19 protein-coding genes and 1 pseudogene are annotated in these 23,388 nt (G+C 72.4%); 9 read left to right on the forward strand and 11 right to left on the reverse strand.

The genetic code is table 11. The features are described from left to right. Positions 1 to 46: 46 nt before the first annotated feature. The gene (gene dcd / locus K8W59_RS01450) at positions 47 to 622 is read left to right on the forward strand and encodes a dCTP deaminase (RefSeq protein WP_223397003.1); all 576 of its coding nucleotides are present in this window, start codon (positions 47 to 49) and stop codon (positions 620 to 622) included. Positions 623 to 624: 2 nt separating this feature from the next. On the opposite strand, the gene K8W59_RS20100 is transcribed toward dcd, so the two are convergent. The 3 genes from K8W59_RS20100 to K8W59_RS01460 all read right to left on the reverse strand — a co-directional run bounded on the left by K8W59_RS20100 (position 625) and on the right by K8W59_RS01460 (position 2,210). Beyond that, positions 625 to 756: a hypothetical protein gene (locus K8W59_RS20100; RefSeq protein WP_263283274.1), complete on the reverse strand. Its 132-nt coding sequence runs from the start codon at positions 754 to 756 to the stop codon at positions 625 to 627. Positions 757 to 772: 16 nt separating this feature from the next. Continuing rightward, entirely contained in the window at positions 773 to 1,594 is an 822-nt protein-coding gene (locus tag K8W59_RS01455; RefSeq protein ID WP_223397004.1) for a DUF4097 family beta strand repeat-containing protein, read from the reverse strand. Between the two features lie 94 nt (positions 1,595 to 1,688). Next, entirely contained in the window at positions 1,689 to 2,210 is a 522-nt protein-coding gene (locus K8W59_RS01460) for a toxin-antitoxin system HicB family antitoxin (protein WP_223397005.1), read from the reverse strand. Between the two features lie 204 nt (positions 2,211 to 2,414). On the opposite strand from K8W59_RS01460, the pseudogene K8W59_RS01465 reads away from it, so the two are divergent. Together K8W59_RS01465 and K8W59_RS01470 are read left to right on the forward strand one after the other, a co-directional pair. After that, positions 2,415 to 4,135, forward strand: a pseudogene (locus K8W59_RS01465) (sodium:solute symporter family protein). Positions 4,136 to 4,146: 11 nt separating this feature from the next. Then, positions 4,147 to 4,413 (forward strand): hypothetical protein, encoded by a 267-nt coding sequence (locus K8W59_RS01470; protein WP_223397006.1) that lies wholly within the window; start codon positions 4,147 to 4,149, stop codon positions 4,411 to 4,413. A gap of 104 nt (positions 4,414 to 4,517) precedes the next feature. Here the strand turns inward: K8W59_RS01470 and K8W59_RS01475 are convergent, their stop codons facing one another. The 4 genes from K8W59_RS01475 to K8W59_RS01490 form a co-directional block, all read right to left on the reverse strand. Then, a complete protein-coding gene (locus K8W59_RS01475; RefSeq protein ID WP_223397007.1) occupies positions 4,518 to 8,009 on the reverse strand; it encodes a heterodisulfide reductase-related iron-sulfur binding cluster in 3,492 nt (1,163 codons plus the stop codon). Between the two features lie 228 nt (positions 8,010 to 8,237). Continuing rightward, the gene (locus K8W59_RS01480) at positions 8,238 to 8,630 is read right to left on the reverse strand and encodes a hypothetical protein (protein WP_223397008.1); all 393 of its coding nucleotides are present in this window, start codon (positions 8,628 to 8,630) and stop codon (positions 8,238 to 8,240) included. A gap of 123 nt (positions 8,631 to 8,753) precedes the next feature. Further along, entirely contained in the window at positions 8,754 to 9,521 is a 768-nt protein-coding gene (locus tag K8W59_RS01485) for an IclR family transcriptional regulator (protein WP_223397009.1), read from the reverse strand. 55 nt (positions 9,522 to 9,576) lie between these two features. Beyond that, on the reverse strand, positions 9,577 to 10,119 hold the full coding sequence (locus K8W59_RS01490; RefSeq protein WP_223397010.1) for a hypothetical protein: 543 nt from the start codon (positions 10,117 to 10,119) through the stop codon (positions 9,577 to 9,579). A 163-nt stretch (positions 10,120 to 10,282) separates the two neighbouring features. On the opposite strand from K8W59_RS01490, the gene hutH reads away from it, so the two are divergent. Both hutH and hutU read left to right on the forward strand, forming a co-directional pair. Then, positions 10,283 to 11,869, forward strand: a complete 1,587-nt coding sequence (gene hutH / locus K8W59_RS01495) for a histidine ammonia-lyase (RefSeq protein WP_397195938.1) — start codon at positions 10,283 to 10,285, stop codon at positions 11,867 to 11,869. Further along, positions 11,866 to 13,575, forward strand: coding sequence for a urocanate hydratase (hutU, locus tag K8W59_RS01500; RefSeq protein WP_223397012.1), 1,710 nt, complete (start codon positions 11,866 to 11,868; stop codon positions 13,573 to 13,575). Before hutH ends, hutU begins: the two co-directional genes overlap by 4 nt. A 118-nt stretch (positions 13,576 to 13,693) precedes the next feature. Here the strand turns inward: hutU and K8W59_RS01505 are convergent, their stop codons facing one another. The 3 genes from K8W59_RS01505 to K8W59_RS01515 form a co-directional block, all read right to left on the reverse strand. Further along, positions 13,694 to 15,019 carry an MFS transporter gene (locus tag K8W59_RS01505; protein WP_223397013.1) on the reverse strand — a complete coding sequence of 442 codons (1,326 nt, stop codon included), beginning with the start codon at positions 15,017 to 15,019 and terminating at the stop codon, positions 13,694 to 13,696. Positions 15,020 to 15,071: 52 nt separating this feature from the next. After that, positions 15,072 to 15,944 carry a shikimate dehydrogenase gene (locus tag K8W59_RS01510; protein WP_223397014.1) on the reverse strand — a complete coding sequence of 291 codons (873 nt, stop codon included), beginning with the start codon at positions 15,942 to 15,944 and terminating at the stop codon, positions 15,072 to 15,074. Positions 15,945 to 16,045: 101 nt separating this feature from the next. Continuing rightward, entirely contained in the window at positions 16,046 to 16,684 is a 639-nt protein-coding gene (locus K8W59_RS01515) for a TetR/AcrR family transcriptional regulator (protein ID WP_223397015.1), read from the reverse strand. A 92-nt stretch (positions 16,685 to 16,776) separates the two neighbouring features. On the opposite strand from K8W59_RS01515, the gene K8W59_RS01520 reads away from it, so the two are divergent. The 4 genes from K8W59_RS01520 to K8W59_RS01535 all read left to right on the forward strand — a co-directional run bounded on the left by K8W59_RS01520 (position 16,777) and on the right by K8W59_RS01535 (position 22,429). Then, on the forward strand, positions 16,777 to 18,582 hold the full coding sequence (locus tag K8W59_RS01520; protein WP_223397016.1) for a bifunctional sugar phosphate isomerase/epimerase/4-hydroxyphenylpyruvate dioxygenase family protein: 1,806 nt from the start codon (positions 16,777 to 16,779) through the stop codon (positions 18,580 to 18,582). Positions 18,583 to 18,691: 109 nt separating this feature from the next. Beyond that, complete coding sequence (locus K8W59_RS01525) at positions 18,692 to 19,921, forward strand: MFS transporter (protein ID WP_223397017.1); 1,230 nt, start codon at positions 18,692 to 18,694, stop codon at positions 19,919 to 19,921. 28 nt (positions 19,922 to 19,949) lie between these two features. Next, on the forward strand, positions 19,950 to 20,963 hold the full coding sequence (locus K8W59_RS01530) for an ornithine cyclodeaminase family protein (protein ID WP_223397018.1): 1,014 nt from the start codon (positions 19,950 to 19,952) through the stop codon (positions 20,961 to 20,963). Beyond that, positions 20,960 to 22,429 (forward strand): aromatic amino acid lyase, encoded by a 1,470-nt coding sequence (locus K8W59_RS01535; protein WP_223397019.1) that lies wholly within the window; start codon positions 20,960 to 20,962, stop codon positions 22,427 to 22,429. Before K8W59_RS01530 ends, K8W59_RS01535 begins: the two co-directional genes overlap by 4 nt. Here K8W59_RS01535 and K8W59_RS01540 read toward each other — a convergent pair. Continuing rightward, the gene (locus K8W59_RS01540; protein ID WP_223397020.1) at positions 22,374 to 23,384 is read right to left on the reverse strand and encodes a LacI family DNA-binding transcriptional regulator; all 1,011 of its coding nucleotides are present in this window, start codon (positions 23,382 to 23,384) and stop codon (positions 22,374 to 22,376) included. The genes K8W59_RS01535 and K8W59_RS01540 overlap by 56 nt on opposite strands. Positions 23,385 to 23,388 lie beyond the last annotated feature (4 nt).

Consider the following 23,388-nt stretch of genomic DNA (forward strand, 5'->3'; position numbering starts at 1 on the left):
GGATTGTCCCTGCCGGCCCGTCCGGCATCGCGGGTAGGGTCGCCCCGTGCTGCTCAGCGACCGCGACATCCTCGCCCAGATCGACGCCGGCCGGATCGCGATGGACCCCTGGGACCCGGACATGCTGCAGCCCTCGAGCATCGATGTACGCCTCGACCGCTTCTTCCGGGTCTTCGAGAACCACCGCTACCCGCACATCGACCCCGCGGCCGACCAGTCCGAGCTGACCCGCGAGATCGAGACCGAGGGCGACGAGGCGTTCATCCTGCACCCCGGCGAGTTCGTGCTCGGCTCGACGTATGAGGTCGTCTCGCTGCCCGACGACATCGCCGCGCGGGTGGAGGGCAAGTCGTCGCTCGGGCGGCTCGGGCTGCTCACCCACGCGACCGCCGGGTTCGTCGACCCCGGCTTCTCCGGCCACGTGACGCTGGAGCTGGCCAACGTGGCGACGCTGCCGATCAAGCTCTACCCGGGGATGAAGATCGGCCAGTTCTGCTTCTTCCAGCTGACCTCGCCCAGCGAGCACCCCTACGGCTCGGCCAAGTACGGCTCGCGCTACCAGGGCCAGCGCGGGCCCACGCCGTCGCGGTCGTTCCAGAACTTCCACCGCACGACGATCTGACGTCACCGCCGCTGGCGGGGTCGCGGTCCGCTGCGCGGGGTGCGGGAGCTGCGGTACGTCGGGACACGCGGGCCGCGGCGTTCGCGGCCGAGCCGGTTCGCGACCAGCTGGATCTCGGTGCTGAGCTCGTGCATGGCTGCCTCCTCTCGGTCAGTCCGCCCGGCGCAGCCGGATGTCGCCGGTGGCGGTCGTGGCGCGCACCTCGAGGTGGTCCGCGCCGGGGGCTGGCTCGCCCACCCCCTCCAGGTCGGAGGAGACGTCGCCGGTGGTGCTGTGCATGTCGGTCCACACCGGCAGCCGCGGAGGGACGCCGAGGACGATGTCGCCCGAGGCGCTCTTGGCCGTGACCTGGCCGCGCTCGACCCGCTGGACGGCGAGGTCGCCGGTGCCGGTCTGCCAGCCGATGTCGCTGGCAGCGTGCTGGATGACCATGTCGCCGGAGCCGGTCTTGGTCACGACCGGCCCGTCGCTGGTGTCGATCCGGACGTCGCCCGATCCGGTGGAGGCGGCGACCGGCGCGGCGGCGTGCCCGACGACCAGGTCGCCCGACCCGCTCTTGAGCCGCAGCGGCCCGCGCGCCTCGTCGATCGCGACGTCCCCGGATCCGGTCTCGACCAGCGCGGGGCCGTCCACCACCTCGATCCGGACGTCGCCGGAGCCGGTGCGGATCTCGGTGTCCCCGACGACGCCGCTCAGGTGGACATCGGCGCTGCCGGTGCGCACGGCCGGCGCCGAGCCGGACGGCACGGTGATCCGCACGGTGACCTGCCGGTCCCGGAGGAACCCGCTGCGGCTGGGCTGGATGACGTTGAGCTGGTCGCCGGACAGGTGGACCTCGACCTCCTCGGCCCCGGGGCCGGTGACCTCGACCAGGCTGCGCGTGGTGTCGGCCGCGGTCAGGTCGACCCGGCCGCGGCCGATCTGGACGTGCAGGGGGAGGGGGTGGGGGGTGTCGAACTCGTGGTCGGTCATGGGAGCCTCTCGGGTTTTCGGGTGAGCGAGGACCACGTCCCGACCCTGTCGGGCCGGACCGTGCTGGATGCGGATTGCGGTGATGGGGGCCGGGTCAGATCCACCCGGTCATGCGGCGGTTCCCCTTGGCGCGGCCGAAGGAGTCGGCGCCGAAGGGCAGGCTGGACAGGTCCACGTCGACGCTGATCGCGGCGTCGCGGGTGGCGGCCCGCACCGCCTGGACCAGCCAGGTGTTGAGGCTCTGGCCCGCCTCGGCGGCCAGCTCCTCGGCGCGGGTCTTGACGCTCTCGGGCAGCCGCAGGGTGACCCGGGTCAGGCCGCCCTCGTCCTCCGGCTCGGGGGCCGGGGGAGGCGGCGGAGCCGGTGCGGCCGGGGTGTCGACGTGAACGGCGAAGTCCAGCTCGCGTCCGTGCAGGCGTACGTCGACGCTGCCCGCGGGCAGCTCGCTGGTGATCTCCGCGGCGGCCTCGGAGACCGCCTCCATCAGGGCGAGCCGAGTGGCCGGCTCCAGGGCGAGCAGCAGGCGCTCGGCGACCTGCTGGACCTCCGCCGAGCCGGCGGCGGAGGCGGACGCGAGGTCGCGGCGCAGGCTCTCGACGTACGGGGTGATGTCCATGACTCCACTATGACATCACAGTGACGTCATACGCAACCGTGAGTGACGTCGTGCATCCCCCAGCATGGCGTCACGGCGCGCCGCGAGCCCGGCGAGCCGTCGAATCCCTGGGACGCATGTGGTGCATGAGACGGCCTTACGGGTCTACCTTTGTTCGCTAGCGGTCACTCGGACCGCGATGGGCTCACTGAAGGGGAGGGCGTGATGTCCGAAACGCTCATCGACGCATCCTGGGTGGACTACCTGATCCTGGTCGTCTACTTCGCGTTCGTGCTCGGCATCGGGTTCATGGCCCGGCGCCAGGTCTCGGACTCCGTCGACTTCTTCCTGTCCGGCCGGTCGCTGCCCGCGTGGGTCACCGGCCTGGCCTTCGTCTCCGCCAACCTCGGCGCCGTCGAGATCATGGGGATGAGCGCCACCGGCGCCCAGATCGGGCTGCCGACGGTGCACTACTTCTGGGTCGGCGCGATCCCGGCGATGCTGTTCCTCGGCGTGGTGATGATGCCGTTCTACTACGGCTCCAAGGTGCGCTCGGTGCCGGAGTTCATGCTCCGCCGGTTCGGCCCGGGGGCGCACCTGGTCAACGCGATCTCCTTCGCCCTGGCCCAGCTGCTGATCGCCGGGATTAACCTATTCCTGCTCGGCTCCATCGTGCACGCGCTGCTCGGCTGGCCCCTGTGGGTGGCGCTGATCGTCGCCGCCGTGATCGTGCTCTCCTACATCACCCTCGGCGGCCTGTCGGCCGCGATCTACAACGAGGTGCTGCAGTTCTTCGTGATCGTGGCCTCGCTGCTGCCGCTGACCCTGATCGGCCTGCACCGCGTCGGCGGCTGGAGCGGGATGCAGGACCGGATCCGCGAGGCCGCCGCCGCCAACCCCGACACCGTCACCCCGGCCGCCCAGCAGCTGGAGTCCTGGCCCGGCCAGGCGCTCTCGGGCTTCGACAGCCCGATCCTCTCGGTGGTCGGCATCGTCTTCGGCCTCGGCTTCGTGCTCTCCTTCGGCTACTGGACCACGAACTTCGTCGAGGTGCAGCGCGCGATGGCCTCGGACTCGATCTCCTCGGCCCGCAAGACGCCGATCATCGGCGCCTTCCCGAAGATGTTCGTCCCCTTCATCACCATCGTGCCCGGCATGCTGGCCGCGGTCCTGGTGGCGGAGATCGCCCAGGTGAAGGCCGGCGAGACAGTGCCGGGTGGCTCCTCCGGCGAGAGGGTCACCTACAACGACTCGCTGCTCCTGCTGATGCGCGACATCCTGCCCAACGGCCTGCTCGGGCTGGCGATCTGCTGGCGGCGTTCATGGCCGGCATGGCGGCGAACATCTCCGCGTTCAACACCGTCTTCTCCTACGACCTGTACGGCGCCTACCTGGTCAAGGGCAAGTCCGACGACCACTACCTCCGGGTGGGCCGGCTGGCCACAGTCGCGGCGACCTTCATCGCGATCTTCACTGCATCGTTTGCAGCGAACTTCAGCAACATCATGGAGTATCTGCAGGCACTGTTCGGCTTCTTCAACGCGCCGCTGTTCGCCACGTTCATCCTCGGGATGTTCTGGAAGCGGATGACCCCGACCGCCGGCTGGGCCGGCCTGATCGCCGGCACCCTGTCCGCGGTGACGGTGGCGGTGCTCTCGGAGAACGGCCTGAGCGAGTTGTCGGTCGGGGTCATCCCCGTGTCCGGACAAGGTGCGGCCTTCCTGGCCGCCTCGGTCGCGTTCGTGGTGGACATCGTGGTCAGCGTCGTGGTGACGATGGTGACCAAGCCGAAGCCCGCCGAGCAGCTGGTCGGGCTGGTCTACTCCGAGACGCCGAAGGAGCAGCGCACCGATCCCGACGAGGCGTCCTACCCCTGGTACCGCCGTACCGTCCCACTGGCGATCCTCGCCGGTGTGATGGTCATCGTCCTCAACGCGATGTTCTAAGGAGCCCCACGATGAGCAACCGCAACGCACACACCGCCGGAGCCTTCGACATCCGGAACATCATCGGGCTGCTGCTCGGGATCTACGGGCTGATCATGCTCGGGATGGGGATCTTCGGCGACCCGGAGACCGAGAAGACCGGCGGCATCAACGCCAACCTGTGGGCCGGCGTCATCCTGCTGGTCGTGGGCGTCGGGTTCATGGCTTGGGCCAAGCTCAAGCCGGTCGTCGTGCCCGAGCACTTCGAGCGCGACGTCGAGCCGGGCGCCCCGCACTGACCCGTGCGCTCGTCGAGTTGACGCGCCGATAACGTCATACGCCCCGGGGAAGCGGTTCCCCGGGGCGTATGACGTTGTGGCTCGGGTACGGCGACCCGGCTCGCTCAGAGGTCGAAGAGCGAGCCCGACTCGTTGATGTCGACGTCCGTCCGGGGCTGGTGCTTCCTCCCCGAGTCGGCGCTTGTTGACCCCGAGTCGGCGCTTGTTGACGGCGAGTCGGCGCGTGTTGACGCCGGCTCCTCGTCCTGGGCAGCCTCGGTCGCCGCCTGGCTCACCCGCTCGGGGTCGACCGCCTCGGTCGGGGCCTCGTTCTCGCCCCGGTCGGTGACGGTGCTGCCCGTCTCCGTGGTGCCGAAGTCGGTCGCCTCCGCGGTGGCCGCCGTACCGGTCGTCTCGGACTCGGTCTGCACCGACTCGGTCAGCTCCGACTCGACGACGTCCGCGGTGTCGGTGTCGCCCTCGGTCGCCTCGTCGGGTACGACGGCAGCAGTCGCGGTCGGCTGGGGCTGGGCGGGCGTCTCGATGTCGAAGAGCGACCCGCCCTCGGGGATCTCGCTGCCGACCGCCGCGGCCTGAGCGGGCTTCGCCGGAGCAGCCGACTCGGACGGACCGGACTCCGTGGCCGGCTCCTCCGACTCGGCCGCCGCAGGCTCCTCGGTCGCCTTCGACTCCTCGGCCGGAGCCTCGGCCACCGGCGACTCCTCGACCGGAGCGGCCGGCGGGGCAGCAGCCGGCTCGGCGGGCGCCTCGATGTCGAACAGCGACCCGCCCTCGGGGATCTCCGAGCCGGGTGCAGCGTTCGAGGCCGAGGTCGTGTCCGCGGCGGGAGTCGGCGTCGGCTCCGGGGTCGAGGGGCTCTCCTCGGCGGGCTGAGTCTCCTTCGCCTCGGTCGGCGTGCTCGTCGCCGGCTCGTCCGCCGCGACGTCGAAGAGCGAGCCGGAGGAGCCGAGCTCCTGACCGTTCTCGGTCTCCGCGGGCTTCGCCGCCGGCTCGGCAGGCTCTGCCTTCGCGTTGGTGGACGAGCCCTGCTCGTCGCCGCCCAGGTCGAACAGCGACCCACCGCTGCCCAGGTCCTCGGCACCGGACTCGGTGGTCTGGGAGGGCGACGCCTCGGCCTCCGGAGCATCGCTGGCGGACTCCTCGGACCCGAGGTCGAACAGCGACCCACCGGAGGATGACGAGGAGGTCGTCCCCGCCTCCTCAGACGGGGTGGAGTCGTCCGAGCCGACGTCGAACAGCGACCCACCGGCCGCCGTACCGGCACCCGCGGCGGTCGCGCCGGCCGCCGTACCGTCAACACGTGCCGACTCGCCGTCAACTGGCGCCGACTCGCGGTCAACTGGCGCCGACTCGGCGGGCTTGGACTCCGCGGGCTTGGACTTGGCGGAGGCGCCGGCGGCGCCGGACTTCGCGCGGTCGCGGGTGGCGGGGACGCCCTTGACCGAGGCGAGGAGCATCTGCGCGACGTCGAGGACCTCGACCTCCTCGCGCGCCTCGCCGGAGTCCTGCAGGGCGGTCAGGCCGTCGGAGAGCATCACCCGGCAGAACGGGCAGCCGACCGCGATCTGGTCCGCGCCGGTGCCGACCGCCTCGGTGGTGCGGTTGACGTTGATCCGCTCACCGATGGTCTCCTCCATCCACATGCGGGCACCGCCGGCGCCGCAGCAGAAGGAGCGCTCGGAGTTCCGCTCCATCTCGACCAGCTCGGCACCCGGGAGCACCGTGAGCAGCTCCCGCGGGGGCTCGTAGACCTGGTTGTGCCGCCCGATGTAGCACGGGTCGTGGTAGGTGATCGACCGCTTCGCCGCTCCCGCGCCGTCGGCGACCGGGGTCAGCCGGCCCTCGCGGACGAGCCGGTTCAGCAGCTGGGTGTGGTGGACCACCTCCAGCTCGATGCCGAACTCCTTGTACTCGTTCTTCAGCGTGTTGAAGCAGTGGGCGCAGGTGGAGACGACCTTCTTGACCTTGTACTCCTTGAAGGTCTCCACGTTCTCCTGGGCCAGGCCCTGGAAGACGAACTCGTTGCCGGCCCGGCGCGCGGAGTCGCCGGTGCAGGTCTCGCCCTTGCCGAGGACGCCGAAGGAGACGTCGGCGATGTTGAGGAGCTCGGCGACCGCGCGGGTGGTCTTCATCGCGCGGTCCTCGTAGGCGCCGGCGCAGCCGACCCAGAACAGCCAGTCGACCGACTCCAGCGACTCCAGGTCCTCACCGACCACGGGGACCTCGAAGTCCAGGCCCTTGGCCCAGTCCATCCGCATGTTCGGGGACATGTTCCACGGGTTGCCCTTGGACTCCATGCCCTTGAAGAGCTGGTTGAGCTCGGAGGGGAAGTTGGACTCGACGAGCACCTGGTAGCGGCGCATGTCGACGATGTGGTCGACGTGCTCGATGTCCACCGGGCACTGCTGGACGCAGGCGCCGCAGGACACGCAGGACCACAGGACGTCGGGGTCGATGACGCCGCCGCCGGTGGGCTCCGCCGGGTCGCCCTCGGTCTCGCCGACCAGGGGGCGCTCGGCCTCGGCCAGCGCGGTGGCCGACACCTTGGACTTGTCCTCTCCGGCCAACAGGTAGTCGCCCGCGCCCATCGCGTGGTCGCGCAGGTTCATGATCAGCAGCTTCGGGCTCAGCGGCTTCTCGGTGTTCCACGCCGGGCACTGGGACTGGCAGCGACCGCACTCGGTGCAGGTCGCCATGTCCAGCAGGCCCTTCCAGGAGAAGTCCACGATGCTGCCGACGCCGAGTGTGGTGTCCTCGTCCATGTCCTCGATGTCGTCGAGGGTGACGGGCTCGCCCTTCACGGTGAGCGGCTTGAGCGCGCCGAGCGCGACCCCGTCCTCCTCGCGCTTGAAGAGCACGTTGATCGGCGCCAGGAAGATGTGCAGGTGCTTGGAGTGCACGACCTCGATCAGGAAGGCCAGCATCACGCCGATGTGCAGCAGCAGGCCGACGCCCTCCATCACCTCCAGGGTGCCGTGGCTCAGACCCATCGCGTCGAACAGCCTGCCGACGCCCTGGGAGGCGTAGGCGCCCCAGCCGTAGGGGAGGTTGTCGTTGGCCGCGGCGGCGCCGCGGAAGAAGAACATCGTCCAGATGACGTTGAAGATCATGAACAGGACGAGGTACGCCCCGCCGAGGTGGGAGCCCATGAAGCGGGACTTGCGGCCCAGCCGCTCGGGGTTGTTGCGCAGGCGGATCTGCCAGAACAGGAAGATGCCGAGGAGACAGAGCAGCGCGATCGTGTCCTGAGCGAAGCCCAGCACGTCCCAATGGCCGATGACCGGGATGGCCCACTTCGGATTGCGGCTGAACATGATGCCGAACGCCTCGAGGTAGACCGAGCCCAGGATCAGGAAGGCCCAGAAGACCATCGCGTGCGCGGCACCCGGGATCGTCCACTTCAGCAGCCGCCGCTGGCCGAAGACCTCGACCACCTGGTTGCGGATCGCCTGACCGATCTTGCTGCGCACCTCGCGCAGCCGATCCGGGGCCGGCTGCCCGGAGGTGATGAGGCGGTACAGGAACAGCAGTCGGCGGCCCACGATCGGCAACGCGATCGCCAGCATGATGAGGCCGATGATCAGCACCCAGGTCACAAGCGTCTCCTCAACTGAGCTCGGCCGCAGGGGGAGCGCCGAGCGTCCACGGCGTCAGGGCGCTGAGACTACGGCGTACATCGCCGTCGATCAGCAGGCGCCCGGATCACGGCCAGGCTACCCGCAGGTAACCCCAGCGCGGCACCCTTCGGACGGGTGAGGAAAGCCACGGAGCCGGCCCGACCTGCTGGTCGGACCGGCTCCGGACGAGGTGCGGTGGTACGTCGGTCAGCGGGCGCTCAGCCGAGGCGCGGCCTCGCGGGCCGGCACGATCCGGCCGATGAACCGGTAGGTCTCCGAGCGCCACTTCGTCGCGTACAGCTTGACCCGGAAGCCGTTGCCGATCCGACCTCCGAAGTACATCCGGAAGCCGCCCCACTCGTTGCTGTCCTTGCGCTGGACCGTCTTCCACGGAGCGCCCTTCTTCGCCTGCCGCTGCAGGATGACCGGGCGGTTGCGGTAGGACGTGACCTGCCCCTTGACGAAGAACCGGCCCTCGGTGCTGGTCTCGCCGGACTGCAGGGACTTGAACTCGTGCTGCGGCTTGGCGGCGACACCCGCGGGTGCGAGACCGACGCTCAGCGCGAGGGTGGTGACGAGGGCGACGAGAAGAGCGCCCATACGACGGGTCGTAGACATGCTGGAATTCCCCCTGGTTGTGAGTGGTCGAACGAACCAGGCGTGACAGTAGCGGTACCGCGCAGCCCGCGCCACAGGAACGTCCATCATCCGGCGCCGGGGGAGTCAGGCCGGCTGGCCGCCGAGCCTCCGGGTCAGGGTGGAGGCGGTGTCGCGTACGGCGGCCCGCACGGCCGGCAGGTCGACCTGCGCGCCGCCGGACTCGTGCGGGTAGGTCACCGCGACACCGGCCACGGGGTGCCCGTTGTGGTCGAGCACCGGCGCGGCGACGCTGGCGAACCCGGGGGTCACCTCGCCGTCCTCCTCGGCGTACCCCCGCTGCCGGGTCTCCTGCAGGAGCGTCCGGAGCGCCGAGAGCGACGTCGGCCCGAGGCCGTGCCGGTCGACGAAGGCGGAGCGGTCGGGGTAGAGGGCGCGCACCTGCGCTGCCGGGAGCCGGGCCAGGATGGCGCGGCCGCTGGCTGTGAGCTGCGCGGGCAGCCGCACGCCGACGTCGGTCACCAGCGGCGGCCGGCCCTTCGCCCGCTCCTCGAGCACATAGAACACCTCGCGCCCGTGCAGCACCGCGAGGTGCGCGCTCTGGCCGGTCCGGTCGACGAGTCGGGCGAGCGGGCGCCGAGCGATGCGGCTCAGCGGCGCTTGCCGGGCGTACCCGCTGCCCACCTCGAAGGCCGCGACGCCGAGGCCGTAGCGGTGCTCCTCGGGCAGGTGGACGACGAAGCCCTCGTCGATCATCGCGTTGAGCAGGTGGTACGCCGTCGAGCGCGGCATGCCCGTGGCGCGCATGATCCGGTCCAACGGGACCGGCTCGGACTGGCTGGCCAGGAAGTGCAGCACGCGGAGCGTCCGCGTCGCCGCCGGCACCTGGCTCATGACGGCATCCTCGCGCCGGGCCGGCGTGGCCCGGTGCGAGGTGTCGGGTCAGGCGTCAGATGCGCCGGTCGTCGTCGCGGTAGTCCGGGTCCTCCTCGCCCTCGAGACGGCGGGTCGGCTCGGCGTAGGGCTGGTCGGTCGGGTGGGTGCCGCGCACGTCGTCGGTGCCCGTGGTCCCGGTGGTCCCGGTCGTGCCGGTGGTCGCGCTCGTGGCCCCGGCGGCGGTGCCCGTCGTGCCGACACCCCGGTCCGGGTCGGGCGTGTAGTCCTTGGAGCGGTGGTCGACATCGGGGTCGAGCCGGTCGGCCTCGCGGATCCGGTCCTCCTGGGTGGCGCGCTGCTGCGCGGCGCCGCGCTCGGCCTCCTGGGCCCGCCGCTCGGCGGCCGCGGCCTCGTCGCGCCGGCGCTGGGCGTCGGCCTCCGCCTCGCGCAGCGACGCGTCGTCGCGCCGCGCGTCCTGGCGGATCTCCTGAGCCTGCTCGCGCCGCTCGGCCTGCTGCCGCTGCTTCTTCTTGCCGGCCAGCGCCATGATGACGCCCAGGACCAGCAGGACGACGACGGCGGCGACGACGATCCAGACGATCTGGTTGGTGCTCACGAGTGCCTCCTCGATCGGGTCGCATGCCGTTCCCGGCACACGTTCTGTCCACGTTAGGCACTCCTGTCCCACCTGTTCACACCCCCAGGTGTGACCGCCAGGTCTCGGATCTGAGACAGAGTACGGCGCCCCTCGCTGGCGACCGGGCCGCCGCGGGAGTTCCATGGTCGACATGACCACCGCTCACCCTGCCCCGACCGTCGAGGCGCCGACCATCGAGGTCGGCGTCGGCCCCGTGACCTTCGACGACCTCCTCGCCGTCGCCCGCGACGGCGCCCCCGTCGCCCTCACCGAGGACGCGCTGACGGCGATCGACCGGGCTCGCGGCGTGGTCGAGGAGCTGGCGGCCGGCGCGGAGCCGGCGTACGGCATCTCCACCGGATTCGGCGCCCTCGCCACCCGGCACATCCCGACCGAGATGCGCCACCAGCTGCAGCGCTCCTTGGTCCGCTCGCACGCGGCCGGCTCCGGCCCCGAGGTCGAGCGCGAGGTGGTGCGGGGGCTCATGCTGCTGCGCCTGTCCACCCTGGCGACCGGCCACACCGGCATCCGCCGGGAGACCGCCGAGCTGATGGCGGCGATGCTCAGCCACGGGATCACCCCGGTGGTGCACGAGTACGGCTCCCTCGGCTGCTCCGGCGACCTGGCGCCGCTCTCCCACTGCGCGCTCGCGCTGATGGGGGAGGGCGACGTCCGCGACGCCGACGGCGAGCTGCGCCCGGCCGCCGAGGCACTCGCCGCCGCCGGTCTGGCCCCCGTCGAGCTCGAGGCCAAGGAGGGCCTGGCCCTGATCAACGGCACCGACGGGATGCTCGGCATGCTGGTCATGGCGATCGCCGACCTGCGCCGGCTGCTGCGGACCGCGGACATCGCCGCCGCGATGAGCGTCGAGGGCCAGCTCGGCACCGACCGGGTCTTCGCCCCGGAGCTGCAGGCGATCCGCCCGCACCCCGGGCAGGCCGACTCGGCCGCGAACCTGGTGCGCCTGATGGCCGACTCCGAGGTGGTGGCCTCGCACCGCACCGGCGACTGCAACCGGGTCCAGGACGCCTACTCCCTGCGTTGCTCGCCGCAGGTCCACGGCGCGGCCCGCGACACCGTCGACCACGCCGCCTCCGTGGCCGAGCGGGAGCTGGCCAGCGCCATCGACAACCCGGTCGTGCTGCCCGACGAGGGCCGCGTGGAGTCCAACGGCAACTTCCACGGGGCTCCGGTCGCCTACGTGCTGGACTTCCTGGCGATCGCGACCGCGGACGTCGCCTCGATCAGCGAGCGCCGCACCGACCGCTTCCTCGACCGGTCCCGCAGCCACGGCCTCCCGCCGTTCCTCGCCGCCGACCCCGGCGTGGACAGCGGTCTGATGATCGCGCAGTACACCTCCGCCGCGATCGTCTCCGAGCTCAAGCGGCTCGCCGTGCCCGCCTCGGTGGACTCGATCCCGAGCTCGGCGATGCAGGAGGACCACGTCTCGATGGGGTGGAACGCGGCCCGCAAGCTGCGCCGCGCGATCGACGGGCTCTCCCGGGTGGTCGCGATCGAGATCCTCACCGCCGCCCGGGCGCTCGACCTGCGGGCCGGGCTCGAGCCCTCGCCGGCCACCGGGGCCGTCGTACGCCTGCTGCGCGACAACGGCGTCGCCGGGCCCGGCCCCGACCGGTTCCTCGCCCCCGACATCGACTCAGTCGTCTCGCTCGTCCAGTCCGGCGCGGTGCTCGCCGCCGCCGAGGAAGTGATCGGAGAACTCGCATGACCGACCAGACCAACCCGCGCCTGCCCATCCACGCGCCGCACGGCACCGACCTCACCTGCCGCTCCTGGCAGACCGAGGCGCCGATGCGGATGCTGATGAACAACCTCGACCCGGAGAACGCCGAGCGGCCCGAGGACCTCGTCGTGTATGGCGGCACCGGCAAGGCCGCGCGCGACTGGGAGTCCTACGACGCGCTGCTGCGCACCCTGCGCACCCTGGCCGACGACGAGACCATGCTGGTCCAGTCCGGCAAGCCGGTCGGCGTGATGCGGACCCACGAGTGGGCGCCGCGGGTGCTGATCGCGAACTCCAACCTGGTCGGCGACTGGGCCAACTGGGAGGAGTTCCGGCGGCTGGAGGACCTCGGGCTGACGATGTATGGCCAGATGACCGCCGGGTCGTGGATCTACATCGGCACCCAGGGGATCCTCCAGGGCACCTTCGAGACCTTCGCCGCGGTGGCCGACAAGAGCTTCGGCGGCAGCCTCGCCGGCACCGTCACCCTCACCGCCGGGCTCGGCGGCATGGGCGGGGCGCAGCCGCTCGCGGTGACGATGAACGACGGTGTGGCGATCTGCATCGAGGTCGACCCGGCGCGGATCCAGCGGCGGATCGACCACCGCTACCTCGACGTGAAGGCCGACTCCCTCGAGCACGCCGTCGAGCTTGCACTGGAGGCGCGGGACGCGAAGCGGCCGCTGTCCATCGGGCTGGAGGGCAACGCCGCCGAGCTGGTGCCGGCGCTGCTGGAGCTGCACCTGGACCGCAAGGAGGAGGACGGCCGCGGGATCATCGACATCGTCACCGACCAGACCTCCGCCCACGACCCGCTGTGGTACCTGCCCGTCGGGGTCCCGTTCGAGGACTGGGCCTCCGAGCGTGAGGAGGACCCGCGCGGCTTCACCAAGCGGGCGCAGGAGTCGATGGCCGCGCACGTGCGCGCGATGGTGGAGTTCCAGGACGCCGGGGCAGAGGTCTTCGACTACGGCAACTCGATCCGGGACGAGGCCCGCCAGGGCGGCTACGACCGGGCCTTCGAGTTCCCCGGGTTCGTGCCCGCCTACATCCGGCCGCTGTTCTGCGAGGGCAAGGGCCCGTTCCGCTGGGCGGCGCTGTCGGGCGACCCGGAGGACATCTACGCCACCGACCGGGCGATCAAGGAGCTCTTCCCCGCGGAGGAGAAGCCGGAGTACGCGCGCCTGCACAAGTGGCTCGACATGGCCGGCGAGCGGGTCCACTTCCAGGGCCTGCCGGCGCGGATCTGCTGGCTGGGGTACGGCGACCGGCACCGGGCCGGCCTGAAGTTCAACGAGATGGTGGCCAGCGGTGAGCTGAAGGCGCCGATCGTGATCGGCCGCGACCACCTGGACTGCGGGTCCGTGGCCTCGCCGTACCGGGAGACCGAGTCGATGGCCGACGGCTCCGACGCGATCGCCGACTGGGCGATCCTCAACGCCCTGGTGAACACCTCCTCCGGCGCCACGTGGGTCAGCTTCCACCACGGCGGCGGGGTCGGGATGGGGCGCTCGCTGCACGCGGGCCAGGTCACGGTGGCCGACGGCACGCCGCTGGCCGCGGAGAAGATCGAGCGGGTTCTCACCAACGACCCGGGCATGGGCGTGATCCGGCACGTGGACGCGGGCTACGACCGCGCCACCGAGGTGGCCGCCGAGCGCGACGTACGGATCCCGATGCGGGAGGCCTGAGCCCCCGTTCGTAGCCGCACTGGCACAAGTCGCTGCGCCGACCGCGCTCACGCGGGGCGGGGGCGGCTGTCGGTCAGTTATGCCAGTGCGGCTCCGCGGGGCCACCCGCGCCACCGAGTCAGGCGGTGGCCGCCTCGACCCGCTGGGCGCGCCGAGTGGTGAGCCCGAGCGCGGCGGTGGGGACGTCCTTGGTCTCCCGGGCGGTGCTTGCCGAGATCGCGGCGATCAGCGCGATGACCGCCGTGAATCCGGCGGTCACGACCCAGCCGCCCTCCTGCACGCCGCCGAGCCCGGTGACGATCGAGGGCGCGAAGCCCGCCATCAGGAAGCCCAGCTGGGTGCCGATCGCCATCCCGGAGAAGCGCACCCGGGTGCTGAACATCTCGCCGTAGAACGACGGCCACACCGCGTTGGCGGCGGCGTACCCGAAGGAGAAGGTCGCGATCGCCAGGGCGAAGGTCAGCAGCTCGTTGTCCTGGCTCATCGAGAGCAGGTAGAACGGCATCAGGACCGCCGACGACAGCGCGCCGTAGATGAAGACCGGCTTGCGCCCGATCCGGTCGGCGAGCATGCCGAACATCGGTTGGGTGAAGAGCGCCACCGCGTTCGCCGCGACCACCAGCCACAGGGTGATGGACTCGTTGAGTCCCACGAGGACGCCGTAGGCGATCGCGAGGTTGCCGAACACGGTGGACACGGCGGCGATGAAGGCGCAGCAGATGACCCGCAGCACGTCCTTCCAGTGGTCGCGCATCAGCACGCCCAGCGGCAGCTTGACGATCTCGTTGTTCGCCTTGGCCTCCTCGAACTCCGGGGTCTCGTGCAGGCTGCGGCGGATGAAGTAGGCGACGACCACGACCAGCGCGGAGAACCAGAACGGGATCCGCCAGCCGTAGCTGTACTTGATGTCGTCGGGCAGTGCGACGACCGGGATGAAGACCAGCGCGGCGAGGATCTGGCCGCCCTGGGTGCCGGTCAGCGTCCAGGAGGTGAAGAACGAGCGGCGGTCGTCGGGCGCGTGCTCGAGGGTCAGCGACGAGGCGCCGGCCTGCTCGCCGGCAGCCGAGAGCCCCTGCAGTAGGCGGCAGAGGACGAGGAGCGCCGGCGCGACCCAGCCGATGGCGTCGTACGAGGGCAGGCAGCCGATCAGGAACGTCGCGGCGCCCATCAGCACGAGGGTGAACATCAGCACCTTCTGTCGGCCGATCCGGTCGCCGAAGTGACCGAGGATGACCGCGCCGAAGGGGCGGGCGACGTAGGCGAAGGCGAAGGTCGCGAACGACATGACCAGCGCCGCGTTCCCGGCGTCGGGGAAGAAGACGGTGGGGAAGATCAGCGCCGCGGCGGAGCCGAAGACGAAGAAGTCGTAGTACTCGACCGCGCTGCCCATGAAGCTGGCGAGGGCCGCCTTCTTCGGGGTGCGGGTGACGGTGGTGCCGTCCATGGGGTTCCTCCTGGGTCTCACCGGCACGGTGCCGGACGAACGGGGGTGGTGATCAGCTCTCGGCCGAGGCGAGCTCGCGCAGGTGGGCGTGCATGCGGTCGGCGTCGGGGCTGATGCCGGTGATCAGCCGGAAGGCGTCGACGGCCTGGTGGACCGCCATGTGACCTCCATGGAGCGTCCGGCAGCCGGCGGCCCGGGCTGCCTGCAGCAGCGCGGTGTCCAGCGGCCGGTAGACGATGTCTGCCACCCACAGGTCGGGGTGGAGCAGCGCGGGGTCCAGCGGCAGGCCGGGGTGGTCGGCCATGCCGGTGGGGGTGCAGTGCACGAGGCCGTCGGCGTCGGGGAGCAGCGCGGACAGCTTGTCGGGCTGGGCGGGCTCGACGCGGGCGTGCGGGTGGTGCCGGGTCAGCTCGGTGGCGAGCGCGTGCGCGCGCCGCTCGTCGACGTCGACCAGGATCAGCCGGTCCGTGCCGAGGCCGAGCAGGGCGTCGGCGACCGCGGCGCCCGCGCCGCCGGCGCCGAGCTGCACCACCTCGCGGGTCGGCGCGACGGGCAGGCCGCGGCGGAACGCGGCGGCGAAGCCGGTCACGTCGGTGTTGTGACCGACCGCGCCCTCGTCGGTGAAGACCACGGTGTTGACCGCGCCGAGCCGGGCGGCGTCGGGGGAGAGCCGGTCCAGGTGCTCGATCACCAGCTGCTTGCAGGGGTGGGTGATGTTGAGGGCGTCGTACCCCAGCGTCCGGGCCTGGCCCAGCAGGTCGCCGACCGCCTCGGGTGGCAGCCCCAGACGGGTCAGGTCGAGGGTCCGGTAGACGTAGGTCAACCCCTGCGCGGCCGCCTCGCGCATGTGCAGCGGCGGGGAGAAGGAGGGGTCGACGCCGCTGCCGATCAGGCCGACCAGGTAGGCGTGCGGCGGGTGCGCCATGGACTCGCTCCTTAATGTACGAACTAGTACGTTCGCGAACTAGAGCACCACAGTGAGCGCCGTCACGTCAAGGGTTCCGACGAGATCGGGCGGGCGAGGGCTCAGGCGGTGAGCCAGGCGACCACGGCGTCGCCGAGGATCCGGCGGTGCCGGGCGCGCACGTCCGGGTCGGCCATGTCCCGGTCGAAGAGATAGCCGAAGGTCGACCGGTTGGCGACCTGGAAGACGCAGTAGGCGCTGATCAGCATGTGCACGTCGACCGCGTCGACGTCGTCGCGGAAGACGCCCTCGTCGCGGCCGCGCTCGAGCACCTCCTCCAGCAGCGTGGAGGCGGGCGCGGCCAGGTCGCGTAGCGAGTCCAGCTTGTGCAGGTGCTCGCCGCGGTGGATGTTCTCGATCGAGACCAGCCGGATGAAGGCGGGGTGCTCGTGGTGGTGGTCGAAGGTGAGCTCGGCGATCCGGCGTACGGCGTCCGCGGGCGGCAGGTCGGCGGCGTGGATGCCCTGCTCGGCGCTGCGGATCCCCCGGTAGGCCGCCTCGAGCACCGCGAGGTAGAGACCCTCCTTGCCCCCGAAGTAGTAGTAGATCATCCGCTTCGTGGTGCGGGTGCGCTCGGCGATCTCGTCCACCCGGGCGCCGGAGTATCCGTCCTCGGAGAACGCCTCCGTGGCCACCTGGAGCAGCTCCGCGCGGGTGCGCTCGGCGTCCCGGACACGCTCGCTGGCGGGGGTCCTCGGCATGCCCGCGAGCCTAGTGGGTGGCGTGGTGGGGCTGGCCGGCCGCCGACCGAGCGGCTAATGTACCGTTTAGTTCATTAGCCGAGGAGGTCCGAGTGCGCACGTCGATCGCCACCGTCTGCCTGTCCGGCACGCTGGTCCAGAAGCTGCACGCCTGCGCGGCCGCCGGCTTCGACGGGGTGGAGGTCTTCGAGCCCGACCTGGTCACCGCGCCGGAGAGCCCGGAGGAGATCCGCGCCCTGGCCGCCCGGCTCGGCCTGGGCCTGGACCTCTACCAGCCCTTCCGCGATGCCGAGGGCGTCACCGAGGCGGAGCTCGAGGACGTGCTGCGCCGCGCCCAGGCCAAGCTCGAGCTGATGAGCCGGCTCGGCATGGACACCATGCTGGTCTGCAGCAACGTCGGGACCGCGTCGGTCGACGACGACAGGCACTCCGCCGACCAGCTGCGCCGGCTCGGCGACCTCGCGGGGGAGTACGGCGTCCGCCTGGCCTACGAGGCGCTCGCCTGGGGGAGGTATGTCGACGACTACCGCCGCGCCTGGCGGATCGTCGAGCTCGCCGACCACCCGCAGGTCGGCACCTGCCTGGACAGCTTCCACATCCTCTCCCGGGGCCACGACCCCGCCGGGATCGAGGAGATCCCCGGCGAGAAGGTGTTCTTCCTCCAGCTCGCCGACGCCCCGGACCTGCAGATGGACGTCCTCTCCTGGAGCCGGCACCACCGGCTCTTCCCCGGCGAGGGTGCCTTCGACCTCCCGGGCTTCCTCGGGCACGTGCTGCGCACGGGGTACGACGGCCCGCTGTCCCTCGAGGTCTTCAACGACACCTTCCGCCAGACCGACCCCGACCGCACGGCCCGGCAGGCGCTGCGCTCGCTGCGTGCCCTGGAGTCCGCGACCGCGGAGGCGCTCGACCGGCCCACGCCGGGCTCGGCCGACCTGCTGCGGCTGCCGGCCGCGACGAGCCCCGCCGGCGTGGACTTCGTCGAGATCAAGGCCGAGGACACCGGCGCGGTCGAGCAGCTCCTCGAGGGCCTCGGCTTCGCCTTCGGCGGGCGCCACCGCTCCAAGCAGGTGCGGCTGTGGCAGTCCGGCCGGGCGCGGGTGGTGCTCAACGAGCAGCTCGCCCGCGGGACCGAGCCGGCGCTGGCCGCGTTCGGGCTGCAGGTCGAGGACCCCGACGCGACCGCGGAGCGGGCCGCGCTGCTGATGGCGCCGCCGGTGCATCGCCGTACCCTCGCCGGCGAGGAGCGGCTGCGCGCCTTCGTCGCGCCCGACGGCACCGAGGTCTACCTGAGCCGCGGCACCGACTGGGTGGCCGAGTTCGAGGGCGGTGTGCCGCCGTCCGGGGAGAGCCTGGTGACCGGGGTCGACCATGTGAACCTCGTCCAGCCCTGGCAGCACGCGGACGAGGCGGTGCTGTTCTACAGCAGTGTCTTCGGGCTCGCGCCGCAGCCGTCGCAGGAGGTGGCCGGCCCCGCCGGCCTGGTCCGTAGCCAGGTGATGCGCTCGGCCGACGGTGCCGTGCGGCTGCCACTCAACCTGCTGCCGATCGGTCGCCCCTGGGCGCCGCAGCATGTCGCCTTCGACTGCGCCGACGCGCTGGCGGCCGCGCGGTCGGCGCGGGCCGGGAACGTGCCGCTGCTGCCCGTGCCGGACAACTACTACGACGACCTGGCCGCCCGCTTCGACCTGGACCCGGCGATGCTGGCCGAGCTGCGCGAGCTCGGCGTGCTCTACGACCGCGAGCCGGGCGGCGGGGAGTTCCTGCACTTCTACACCGACACCGTGGGCGAGGTGTTCTGGGAGGTCTGCGAGCGCCGCGGCGGTTACGAGGGGTACGGCGCGCCCAACGCCCCCGTCCGGCTCGCCGCGCAGGCGGCCCGGCACCGCTTCCACTGAGCGAAACCGGGCGTTCCCCTCGGGGGTACGGCGGCCCTACGCTCCCGGCACCGGCGTGGCAGGGGGCGACGCGCGGCACCGACCCACTCAGCACGAACCAGGAGCGCCCATGTCCACGACCCGTCCCGCCGCCGCGCCCAGCGGTCGGCGTACCTCCTGGCCGGTGCTGCTGTGCTGGCTCGCCGTCGCGCTCGACGGCTACGACCTCGTCGTCCTCGGCGCGGTCATCCCGACGCTGGCCGAGACCCAGGCGCTCGGCTTCACCCCCGCCTCGCTGACCACCGCCGCCACGCTCGGCCTGGTCGGCGTGGGCATCGGCGCGGTGTCGGTGGGGCCGCTCACCGACCGCTACGGCCGGCGGATCACCCTGATCTCCAGCATCGCGCTCTTCTCCGTGCTGACCCTGGCGGTGGCCGTCGCCCCCTCAGCGGAGGTCTTCATCGTGCTGCGCTTCCTCGCCGGGCTCGGCCTGGGCGCCTGTCTGCCGACCGCGCTCACCTTCATGAGCGAGCACGCGCCGCAGGGCCGCTCCGGCTCGGCGATGACCCGGATGATGACCGGCTACCACGTCGGCGCCGTGCTCACCGCGCTGCTGGCGATGTGGGTCATCCCGAACTGGGGCTGGGAGGCGATGTTCGTCATCGGCGGCGTCGCCGGGCTGCTCGTGGTCCCGGTGATGTGGGTGAAGCTGCCCGAGTCCGACGCCTTCCTCGCCGCGGAGCGCTCGCGGGAGCGGGTGCGCTCCTCGGAGGTCGTCCGCGGCCGGTTCCTGCTGGTCAGCGCCGGCATCTGGGCGGCGTCGTTCTGTGGCCTGCTGCTCGTCTACGGCCTCAACACCTGGCTCCCGGTGATCATGGGCGAGGCGGGCTACTCCCTCGACGCGGGCCTGGGGCTGCTGCTCACCCTCAACGTGGGCGCGGTCATCGGGCTGATCGTCGCGGGCGCCATCGCCGACGCGCGCGGCAACAAGCCGACCGTGCTGCTGTGGTTCGCCGTCGCCGGCGTGCTGCTCGCGCTGCTCTCGATCAAGATGCAGAGCACGGTGCTGGTCTATGCCGCGGTGCTCTTCGCGGGCATCTTCGTCTTCAGCGCGCAGGTGCTCGTCTACGCGTTCACCAGCCACCTCTACCCCGCCCGGATCAGGGGTACGGCGCTGGGCATGGCCGCCGGCGTCGGCCGGATCGGCGCCATCGTCGGTCCCTTCCTCGGCGGCGCCCTGGTGACCGCCGGAGTCGCCTACCCGTGGGGGTTCTACGTCTTCGCCGCTGCAGCCGCGGTGGCGTTCCTCGCGCTGCTGGCGGTGCCCGCGCACCCGGTCGAGGAGGAGCCCGCCGTCTGAGGGTGGGCCGGTGCGAGAGGATCGCGCCATGACCGGCGAGATCTGGCTGCGCTTCGTCTCCGGGCCCGACGTCGATGCGCTCGCCATCACGCCGGCCGAGGTGGTCGACGCGGTGGCCGGCGTGGTCGCGGCGCACGGGCGCGGGGAGACCGTCTTCGAGCCGCGCACGCACCTGGAGCCGGACAACGACGGCCGCGGGCACTTCAACGTGCTGCGCGGCCACGTCTCCTCCCTCGGCGAGCACGGCACGAGCGGGGTGAAGGTGGTCGGCGACTTCTACACCAACTACCGGGTCGGGCTGCCCAGCGAGCTGGCCCTGCTGACGCTCTACGACGCCTGGACCGGCATCCCCCGCGCGATCGTGGACGCCACCTGGATCACCGAGGTGCGCACCGGCGCGATGACCGCGGTCGGCGCCCGGCTGCTCGCGCGACCCGGCAGCCGGGTGCTCGGCCACGTCGGCGCCCGAGGGACGGCGTACGCCAACGTGGTGATGCTCGACGCCCTGCTGGACCTGGACGAGATCCGGGTGACCAGCCGGCGCCCGGAGTCCCGGGAGGCCTTCGCCGAGCGGCTGCGGGCCGACCTGGACACCCCGGTCGTGGTGACGGAGTCGGTCGAGGAGACGCTCGCCGGGGCCGACGTACTCGTGGAGGCGACCCGGCTCACCGAGCCCGCGCCGCTGGTGACCACCGACCTGGTCGCGCCGGGGGCGTTCCTCGTGCCCTACGGCACGGTCAGCGCGCTGGCGGCGGACCTGCTCGACGTGGTCGACAAGGTGGTGGTCGACGACTGGCGCGAGGCGCAGTCCGGCCGCTTCGGCGCGCTGCGTCCGCACCTCGACGCCGGCCTGGTCACCGCCGACAGCCTGCACGCCGAGATCGGGCAGGTGGCCACCGGCGAGCGCCCGGGCAGGGAGAGCGACGACGAGCGCATCCTGTTCTGGCACCGCGGCCTGTCCATCCTCGACGTCGCGGTCGGCCAGCTGGTGCTCGACCGGGCGGAGGCCGCCGGGCTGGGCACGATGGTGCGCTACCGATGACCGGGACCCGGGTGGTCGCCGAGCCCGCGGACCTGGACGGCGATGCGATCCGCGCGGTCGCGGCGGGGGCCACGCCGGTCCTCGCGCCCGACCTGCTTGACCGGGTGGACTCCCGGCGCCGGGAGATGCTGGCGGCGCTGGAGGGCGCCGGTCCGGTGTACGGCGTGACCACCGGCATGGGCGCCCAGGGCGGGGTGCTGCTCGACGAGGACGCGCGCGCCGAGCAGTCCCACCGACTGCTCGTCGGTCGTGCAGTGGGCGGAGCCCCGTGGTTGAGCCGGTCTGAGACCCGGGCGGTGCTCGGCGTCAGGCTGCGCGACTTCCTCACCGGTGATGCTGGGGTCTCGGCGGACCTGTGCCGCTGGCTGGTCACGCTGCTGGAGCGGGACGTGCTCCCCGCGATCCCGCGGGACGCCACCGCGTCCGCCGGCGAGATTGTCCCGCTCGCCCATGCCTTCGCCCACGTCGCCGGAGCCGGGCAGGTGCTCGACGCCTCAGGAACCGCCGTGGACGCCGCCCCGGTCGTGGCGCCGCTGGAGCCGCCGGTGCTCGGGGCCAAGGAGGGCGTCGCGCTGCTCCAGGGCCGCCCGGTCGCCACCGCTCTCGCGCTGCTGCGGGTCGCGGAGGCGCGCACCCTGTCCCGGCAGTGGGCCGTCGCCGTCGCCGCCGAGCTGGACCTCGTGCGGGCCGCGCCGGGCCCCTACCTGCCCGAGGTGGCCCGCGGCGACGACCTGCTGGCCGGGGTGCTCGACCGGGTCCGGGGGCGACGGGACCCACGCGACCTGCGCGAGACGCAGGTGCCGGTCTCCTTCCGGGTCGTGGGGCCGGTCCTGGCGGCGGTCGAGCGGGCGGCGGACGGCGTCGAGGCGGCCGCGGACCGCTCGCTGTCCGCGCTCACCGACTCCCCGGCGTACCTCCCCGGCCGGGGCTTCGCCAGCACCCCGGGCTTCCACGCCGTCGATCTCGCCCTGGCCCTCGACGGGCTGCGGACCGCACTGGTGCACGCGGCGCAGAACGGAGTTGCCCGGCTGCACCGGCTGCTGGACCCGCGCCTGACCGGGCTGCCCGCACAGCTCGCGGCGTCGCCCGGCGAGGCGGGCATGGTCGTCGTGCACAAGCAGGTCGCCGGCGAGGTGGCCGCCGTGGCGGGCGAGAAGCCCGCGGTGCTGCGGGTCGCCGACACGGCGCTGGGCCAGGAGGACGTGCAGTCCTCGGCGCCCGCGGCCGCGGAGCAGGTGCGTCGGGCCCTGAATGTGGCGCGCCGGGTGCTCGCCGCGGAGCTGCTCGCGCTGCACCAGGCGCGGCTGGTCGGGTGGGCCGGGCGCTCGCTCGACCTGGACGCCGCCGGGCTGCCGGACACCCCCGCGGACCAGCCGCGCGGCGACCAGCTGGCCGGGTTGGCGGCGCTGCTCAGGGCAGGCTGGCCGGACCCGTCGTACCCCTCAGCACCAGTGTCGGAGGGATGACCCGGGTGGTCATCGCCGTCGGGTCGTCGAGCCCGGCGAGCAGCATCTCCACCGCCGTCTCGCTCACCGTGCTGCGCCCCCAGTTGACCGTGGTGAGGCCCGGCCCGACCAGGTCGGCCATGTCCACGTCGTCGAAGCCCACGACCGAGAGGTCCTCGGGCACCGTCAACCCGAGCTCGCGCGCGGCTCGCAGCGCGTCGAGGGCGAAGACGTCGCTCAGGCCGAAGACGGCGGTCGGCCGGTGGGGGGCGGAGAGCAGCGCGCGCAGCCGGCGGCTGCCGCTGTCGTCGCCCGACGTCGGCGGCGGGAGGTGCACGATCGTCAGCTCCAGGCCCCGGCGCTCGGCCTCGCCGGCGATGAAGTCCTCCGCCGGCCGGTCCGGGGTGGTGGGCCGCTGCGGGAGGAGTACGGCGATCCGGCGGTGCCCCCGGTCGGCCAGCATCTCCAGCACCAGGCCCATCCCGCGCGGGTTGTCGTAGACGACCGCGCCGGCCGCGGGCGCGGAGGAGAGTCGGTCGCCGATCGCCACCGTCGGCAGCCGCTCGGCGACCTCGCGCCACCGGTCGGTGAACGGGTCCAGCGGCGTGACCAGCAGGCCGTCGGGGCGCTGGTCGGCCAGGTTGCCGAGCAGGGTCGTCTCGTCCGTGGCCGAGCCGTCGGCGTCGGCCATCAGCGCGTGCCGCCCGCGGGTGCGCAGGGCGCGGGCCAGGTCGGCGGCCAGGCCGCGCTGCCACGGGTCGCCGAGGGTGGCGCACAGGATCGCGACCGAGCCGGTGCGCCCGCTGGCCAGGGCCCGCGCGATCGGGTCGGCCTGGTAGCCCAGCCGCGCCGCCGCGGCGCGCACCCGCTCCACGGTGGCGTCCGCGCCGCGCTCGCCGCGCAGGGCGTAGGACACCGCGGCGGGGGAGAGGCCCACCTCCTCCGCGACATCCGCGAGGGTCGGTCGCTTCGCCACCCGC

Source organism: Nocardioides rotundus (assembly GCF_019931675.1).
Taxonomy (GTDB): Bacteria; Actinomycetota; Actinomycetes; order Propionibacteriales; family Nocardioidaceae; genus Nocardioides; species Nocardioides rotundus.

Excerpts from the sequence above, each read along its gene's own strand:
- K8W59_RS20100 (WP_263283274.1), bottom strand. The coding sequence starts at position 756 with ATGCACGAGCTCAGCACCGAGATCCAGCTGGTCGCGAACCGGCTCGGC.
- K8W59_RS01455 (WP_223397004.1), bottom strand. The coding sequence starts at position 1,594 with ATGACCGACCACGAGTTCGACACCCCCCACCCCCTCCCCCTGCACGTC.
- hutU (WP_223397012.1), top strand. The coding sequence starts at position 11,866 with ATGACCGACCAGACCAACCCGCGCCTGCCCATCCACGCGCCGCACGGC.
- K8W59_RS01530 (WP_223397018.1), top strand. The coding sequence starts at position 19,950 with ATGACCGGCGAGATCTGGCTGCGCTTCGTCTCCGGGCCCGACGTCGAT.
- K8W59_RS01535 (WP_223397019.1), top strand. The coding sequence starts at position 20,960 with ATGACCGGGACCCGGGTGGTCGCCGAGCCCGCGGACCTGGACGGCGAT.
- K8W59_RS01525 (WP_223397017.1), top strand. The coding sequence starts at position 18,692 with ATGTCCACGACCCGTCCCGCCGCCGCGCCCAGCGGTCGGCGTACCTCC.
- K8W59_RS01515 (WP_223397015.1), bottom strand. The coding sequence starts at position 16,684 with ATGCCGAGGACCCCCGCCAGCGAGCGTGTCCGGGACGCCGAGCGCACC.
- K8W59_RS01485 (WP_223397009.1), bottom strand. The coding sequence starts at position 9,521 with ATGAGCCAGGTGCCGGCGGCGACGCGGACGCTCCGCGTGCTGCACTTC.
- K8W59_RS01510 (WP_223397014.1), bottom strand. The coding sequence starts at position 15,944 with ATGGCGCACCCGCCGCACGCCTACCTGGTCGGCCTGATCGGCAGCGGC.
- K8W59_RS01470 (WP_223397006.1), top strand. The coding sequence starts at position 4,147 with ATGAGCAACCGCAACGCACACACCGCCGGAGCCTTCGACATCCGGAAC.
- K8W59_RS01505 (WP_223397013.1), bottom strand. The coding sequence starts at position 15,019 with ATGGACGGCACCACCGTCACCCGCACCCCGAAGAAGGCGGCCCTCGCC.
- K8W59_RS01460 (WP_223397005.1), bottom strand. The coding sequence starts at position 2,210 with ATGGACATCACCCCGTACGTCGAGAGCCTGCGCCGCGACCTCGCGTCC.
- K8W59_RS01480 (WP_223397008.1), bottom strand. The coding sequence starts at position 8,630 with ATGGGCGCTCTTCTCGTCGCCCTCGTCACCACCCTCGCGCTGAGCGTC.
- hutH (WP_397195938.1), top strand. The coding sequence starts at position 10,283 with ATGGTCGACATGACCACCGCTCACCCTGCCCCGACCGTCGAGGCGCCG.